This is a genomic window from Sphingobacterium sp. JUb20 (assembly GCF_004342035.1).
GTDB lineage: Bacteria > Bacteroidota > Bacteroidia > Sphingobacteriales > Sphingobacteriaceae > Sphingobacterium > Sphingobacterium anhuiense.
Genome location: NZ_SLYV01000025.1, coordinates 25209 through 31393 on the forward strand (window position 1 = coordinate 25209; position 6185 = coordinate 31393).

Genomic DNA, 6185 nt, shown 5'->3' on the forward strand with positions numbered 1-6185 from the left:
ACCAGTAATAAGATATCAGTATGCCCCATTTGATATGGTGTAAATCCAACACAATAACTTTTTTTGAATAAAAAACAGTGAAATCGAATTAAAACCTATATAATTAGAAAAATGACAATATTAAAACTTAAAAGATAAATAATATCTCTATAAATAAATAAAGGTTTTCAAACGGGGAGAATGAAAACCTTTAAAACCAATTATAAACCTAAATTATGATGCAACAAAGATAGTGTATATATTACACTATAACAAATTATTTATTCTTATTTTTTTTAATAATATTAAATTGTAGTGATTTTACTACAATTTAGAATGATTCTAAGTGTTTTTATATCCTCAGATTATCTTTATCTTTGTATAAAATCAGAAAAACACATGTTTACAGGAATTATAGAAACCTTAGGAAAGGTCAAAGATATTGTCAAAGAAGATACAAATATTCATTTGTATATCGAGAGCCAGATTTCCAATGAATTAAAGATAGATCAAAGTGTAGCCCATAACGGAGTTTGTTTAACCGTTGTTGGAATTGAAGAAAATTTGCATCAAGTAACTGCAATTGATGAAACACTGCAAAAAACAAATCTTCAAGATTTAAAGATTGGCGATGTCATGAATATAGAACGTTGTACGCAGGCCAATGGGCGTTTTGACGGACATATTGTACAAGGTCACGTTGATCAGGTAGCAACATGTATTAACAAACAAGATCAAGATGGAAGTTTCGTATTTACATTTCAATATGATCCAAAGCTTCAGAATATCACAGTTGAAAAAGGATCTATTACAGTAAACGGGATTAGCCTGACTGTAGTTAACTCTAAAATTGATCAATTTTCTGTCGCAATTATCCCCTACACTATTGAACACACAAACTTAAAAAATGTAGAAGTAGGTACAAAAGTAAATCTGGAATTTGATATCATAGGCAAATATGTATCAAAAATTATGGCTTTGAGAGGTTAATCTCAAAGCCATATTTTATGTTACTCCAAATAATGTCCTTGTCGCATCAGCAATGCCCTATACTTATTAAAGACACTTGATTTCGATACAAAACCGAGATAATTCCCATCCTTATCAATCACTGGTAATATCCATACATCATCTTTTTTCATCTTGAGCATGACCGACTCCATATCTTCTTCATGTATTTTAACAAGATCAGTAGGTGTTTCCGCTAACTTACTAAAAGGTTGGTCGATACCTTCCTCCTCACCCAACAAAATAGAAAATAAGCGTTCGCTATATAAGATACCTAGCAATTTGCCCTTTTCAGTAACAATAGGAAAAATATTACGCTTACTGTGAATAATATCAGATTGTCTCATTTTAGGGGTTTCTTCAGGTCTTAGTATGACAAAATTAGTTTCTAAAACATACCTTACCTTCATCATACTTAATACAGATCGATCCTTGTCCTCGTAAGACAGCAAGTCTCCTGAATCAGCTAAAACTTTCGTATAAATAGAGTATTTCAGTATCGATCTATTAATTAAATATGAAATGGAAGTGACAAGCATTAGCGGTACCATCAATCCGTACCCTCCAGTGATTTCTGCGATTAGAAAAACACCTGTCAATGGTGCATGCATGATTCCACTCAAGGCGCCGGCCATGCCGACCACTACAAAGTTAGGAACATTCAATTCTGTTATTCCTGTCAGATTGACTCCATAAGCAAAAGCAAAGCCCAATAGCCCGCCCATCACCAGACTAGGACCAAAAACACCGCCGTTTCCACCACCATTAAGGGTAAACAGAGCGGCAAATGATTTGGCAAAAAGAGTTAAAACCGAATAAGCTAATATTACAAGCCCGATATCCTGATAATCTGCAAATAGACTATTCTTAACAATGGCATTAAATTGACCATTCAATATTTGCTGAATCGCAATATATCCTTCTCCGTAAAGAGCAGGGAAGATAAAGATCATCAACCCCAATGATATGCCACTAACCCACACCTTATTGTAAGGATTTTTAATATTAGTAAACCAATTCTTGACAATACTGCTGATTTTCGCAAAATAAACAGAATATCCACCAACCAATAAAGCTAACAATAAGTAGAAAAATAGTGCTGATACCTCCCACTCTGTACTAAAAGTGTGAAATAGGGGTTCACTATACAATGATTGTGCAACTACCGATGCCATTGCAGCCGAAATCAGTAACGGAATAAGCACCGGAATAGAGAATTCCGGTAATAAAATTTCGATGGCGAACACCATCCCAGCTAAAGGGCTGTCAAAAGCGCCTGCGATACCAGCTGCAGCCCCACAAGCCAATAGCATCGTCACCTCTTTATATTGCAAGCCAAAAAATCGCCCCGTATTAGATCCGATGGCAGATCCACTCATCGCAATAGGTGCCTCTAATCCACAAGATCCTCCAAACCCAACGGTTATAGCCGAGGTGACTATCTGCGAATAGACATTGTGAACAGGAATCTGACTCGATTTTCTGGAAATGGCATAAATAATCGGTGTTATACCGTGCTCAAGATGTTTTGCCTTTAGCACCTTACGCACATACAAGACACTCAAAAGAATACCTAATAATGGGAAGAATAAATAGAATGAATATTTATAATGCCAATCCACATCATCCTGTAAGGTCGAAGCAATAAAGTGCGTTAATGCTTTTAACACAGAAGCAGCTATACCACCTATAATCCCGACTACAAAAGCTAAAATAATGATAAAGTTTCGATTCGAAATTTTATGCATCCGCCAATGATTAAGCGCATCTAATTTTCTATTAAGCCTGCCTCTTAATGTTTTACTATTCATTTTATATTATTGAAAACTTAGAACCTCTTTCTTTTTCTTTGATTTAAACTTCTCCGGTATTGCTTCCATAATCTCACGCGATAACGCTTCAATAGCTTGTTTTTTGACAAAATTCTGTGTTGTTACAAGACTTATTTCACGGACAGGTTCCGGAGCTTTAAAATAACGAATCCGGTTTAGCTGATCTTCATTATAATCTACAATAGATAATTCGGGTAATATTGTAATTCCCGAATTGATATCCACCATCTTTTTTAAAGTCTCTACACTCCCGGTATTATATTCAAAACGACCAGAACTATCATAATTATGTTTATGATGGCAGATGTTTAATACCTGTCCACGCATACAGTGACCTTCATTCAATAACCAAAGCTTATCCTCTCCGATATCATCAGAGCTCAACATCTTTTTACCGAAAAGCGGACTGTTTTCCGAAATATATGCCACAAAGTTTTCATAAAAAAGTGGCTTTTCAATTATTCCTGCTTCATGTAATGGTGTCGATAAGATCCCGCAGTCCAAAAGTCCTACTTTCAACTCGTGAACAATTCTTTCGGTGGTATACTCCCAAATTTGTAATTGCATTTTGGGGTATTTATCCATAAACCGTGTTAGAACCGTCGGTAACAAATATGGGGCTATCGTCGGAATCACTCCTATACGTAACTCTCCGTCCAATTCACCATTTTCATTTTGGACAATCTCCAAAACTTTTTTACTTTCTATCAGAATAATACGAGCTTGTGCAATTATCTTTTCTCCAATTTCAGTAGGAATTACAGGTTGACGGCTTCGGTCAAAAATTTTAACTCCAATAGACTCCTCCAGTTTCTGGATTTGCATACTTAATGTGGGCTGTGTTACAAAACATTTTTCGGCAGCGGCTACAAAGTTTCTATATGTATCAACGGCGACTATATACTCTAATTGAATGAGCGTCATCTTATCAATTTTATTTATACAAAAGTAACAAACATATTTCATACCAAATGATCGAATCGTGATCGAAAGATATGTACTTAATATTTTTTATCTTTGAGCTTCGATCGGACAGAACAATCCTATTTAATAATATATAAACAAACATGAAGTTACTGAATACAAAATCCTGGAGTTTACTCCTACTTTTAGCAACAGCTGCCCCTACTATCCATGCGAAATCTCCTGACGAAGGAATGTTTCCTCTTAGCGAATTGAATAAAGCGGGATTGAAAAATGCGGGACTAAAAATAAATGAAAAGGATATCTATAATCCAGGAAAAGTTGGACTAGTTGATGCTTTAGTACAAGTAAGCGGATGTACGGGTTCATTTGTATCAGGAAGTGGATTGATCATCACGAACCATCACTGTGCATTCTCAGCAGTACAGCTTGCGAGTACTCCCATCAACAACTATCTTAAAAATGGTTTCGTAGCACAGTCACATGAACAAGAAATTGAAGCAAGAGGACTAACTATACGTATTACAGACTCTTACGAAGATGTTTCTGAGAAAATTCTGGCGGCAGTTGCACATATCACGGATCCATCCGAAAGAATAACAATTATTAAGAAAAAGCAACAAGAACTGGTAGAACAGGCTCAAAAACAGGATCCAACGATCAAAGCTGAAGTTTCTGAAATGTTTATCGGTAAGACATATGTACTATTCCGATATAAAACAATTGAAGACGTACGCCTAGTATATATTCCTCGTCAAAACATCGGAGAATTTGGAGGTGAAACCGACAACTGGATCTGGCCAAGACATACAGGAGACTATTCATTCTTACGTGCTTATGTTGGTAAAGATGGGGCATCTGCAAAATATTCAAAAGAAAATGTCCCTTACCAACCGAAGAAGTTTTTAAAAGTAAACCCAAAAGGTGTTAATGAGAATGATTTCGTCTTCATTTTAGGGTATCCAGGTAAAACATTTAGACACCGTCCTGCGCAATATATTCAATATCAACAAAATTTTTTACTGCCTTATGTTTCTAATTTGTATGAATTTCAAAATGAGCGCATGTATGAAGCAGGAAAAACAGATAATGATGCCGCCCTTTACTTAGCAACACGTATTAAAAGAAACGCTAATGTTTTAAAAAACTATAAAGGAAAACTAAAAGGTCTTCGTAATATTGATTTAATAAATACCAAAATAAAAGAAGATCAAGCGCTAAGTACTTTTATCAATAGCAAATCAGATTTAAAAAATAAATATGGTACTCTGATGGATGATATTGATGGTCTATACAAATTAATCAATCAAGACGTCTACAAGGAAATGTGGATGAATAATATCTACACGAGCACGAGTTTAATGCGCGTTGCAAAAGAAATAAATACGTTTAAAGTAGCGATGCTACAACAAAGTACATCACAAGATCAAAATGCTTTTTTTGAAGCTAATATTAATAAGTTAAAAACAAACTTAAAAGGTATCTACGAAAGTTACAGCATGTATGCAGATCTCCGTATCTTTGCTAAGATGCTAGCTGACGCACATGCTTTCCAAGGGAACAATCAAATCGAAACAATTCAAAAACTGAAGTTCCAAGATAATAATCTTGCAAGTGCATATGCCGGGGAGCTTATTACAGAATCGAAATTAAATAACAGCGCAGCAGTATTTAATGATATTTTATCAAATAGGACTAATCTATTGGCTTATTCAGATAACCTAATGAAATTTCAATCGTCACTAGAACAAGATATTCAGCAATTTGCTGTTGAGCAAAAAAGAAGAGATGGAGTGTTAAATAAATTGATGGGAGATTATGTGGCAGTTAAGGAATTGTATCAGTCTAAAAACTTTATTCCTGATGCGAACTCCACATTGAGACTAACATTCGGAAACATAAAAGGTTACTCTCCTGTTGACGCTACTTACATGAAGCCATTTACAACACTAGCAGGTATTATACAAAAAGGCAATCTTGGAGAGGCAGATTTTGAATATCCAGCTGAAATAAAAACTGCTTGGGAAAACAAGAATTTTGGACCATATATTAAGAAAGAACTGAACGATGTACCTGTTAATATGCTCTATAATATGGATACTACCGGAGGTAATTCAGGATCTCCTATTATGAATGCATATGGCGAATTGATCGGAGTCAATTTTGACCGCTCATACGATGCAACCATTAATGATTTTGCATGGAACGATAGTTATAGCCGTTCGATAGGTGTTGATATCCGTTACGTACTATGGGTAGCAGACAAAATTGACAATGCTCAATTTATATTAAAAGAAATGGGTATATAAGTATCCCCTGCAATAAATAATAAAAGGCTTATCGTATTTTAGACATGCCCCAAAAAGTTAGACACTTATTTGGGGCATTTTTATGAGCAAAAAACAGAAATATGATTTCGAGTTTAAGTTACGCTTAGTAACT

4 protein-coding genes are annotated in these 6185 nt (G+C 35.0%); 2 read left to right on the top strand and 2 right to left on the bottom strand.

Features of this window, described 5'->3' with window-relative positions; all coding sequences use genetic code 11:
• The first annotated feature begins 378 nt into the window (after positions 1–378).
• On the top strand, positions 379–969 hold the full coding sequence (locus tag EDF66_RS25275; protein ID WP_132768434.1) for a riboflavin synthase: 591 nt from the start codon (positions 379–381) through the stop codon (positions 967–969).
• Between the two features lie 20 nt (positions 970–989).
• On the opposite strand, the gene EDF66_RS25280 is transcribed toward EDF66_RS25275, so the two are convergent.
• Together EDF66_RS25280 and EDF66_RS25285 are read right to left on the bottom strand one after the other, a co-directional pair.
• Complete coding sequence (locus EDF66_RS25280) at positions 990–2798, bottom strand: chloride channel protein (RefSeq protein WP_021189328.1); 1809 nt, start codon at positions 2796–2798, stop codon at positions 990–992.
• A 6-nt stretch (positions 2799–2804) separates the two neighbouring features.
• Positions 2805–3743 (bottom strand): hydrogen peroxide-inducible genes activator, encoded by a 939-nt coding sequence (locus tag EDF66_RS25285; RefSeq protein WP_021189329.1) that lies wholly within the window; start codon positions 3741–3743, stop codon positions 2805–2807.
• Between the two features lie 143 nt (positions 3744–3886).
• On the opposite strand from EDF66_RS25285, the gene EDF66_RS25290 reads away from it, so the two are divergent.
• Positions 3887–6052: a S46 family peptidase gene (locus EDF66_RS25290; RefSeq protein WP_132846035.1), complete on the top strand. Its 2166-nt coding sequence runs from the start codon at positions 3887–3889 to the stop codon at positions 6050–6052.
• Positions 6053–6185: the final 133 nt, after the last annotated feature.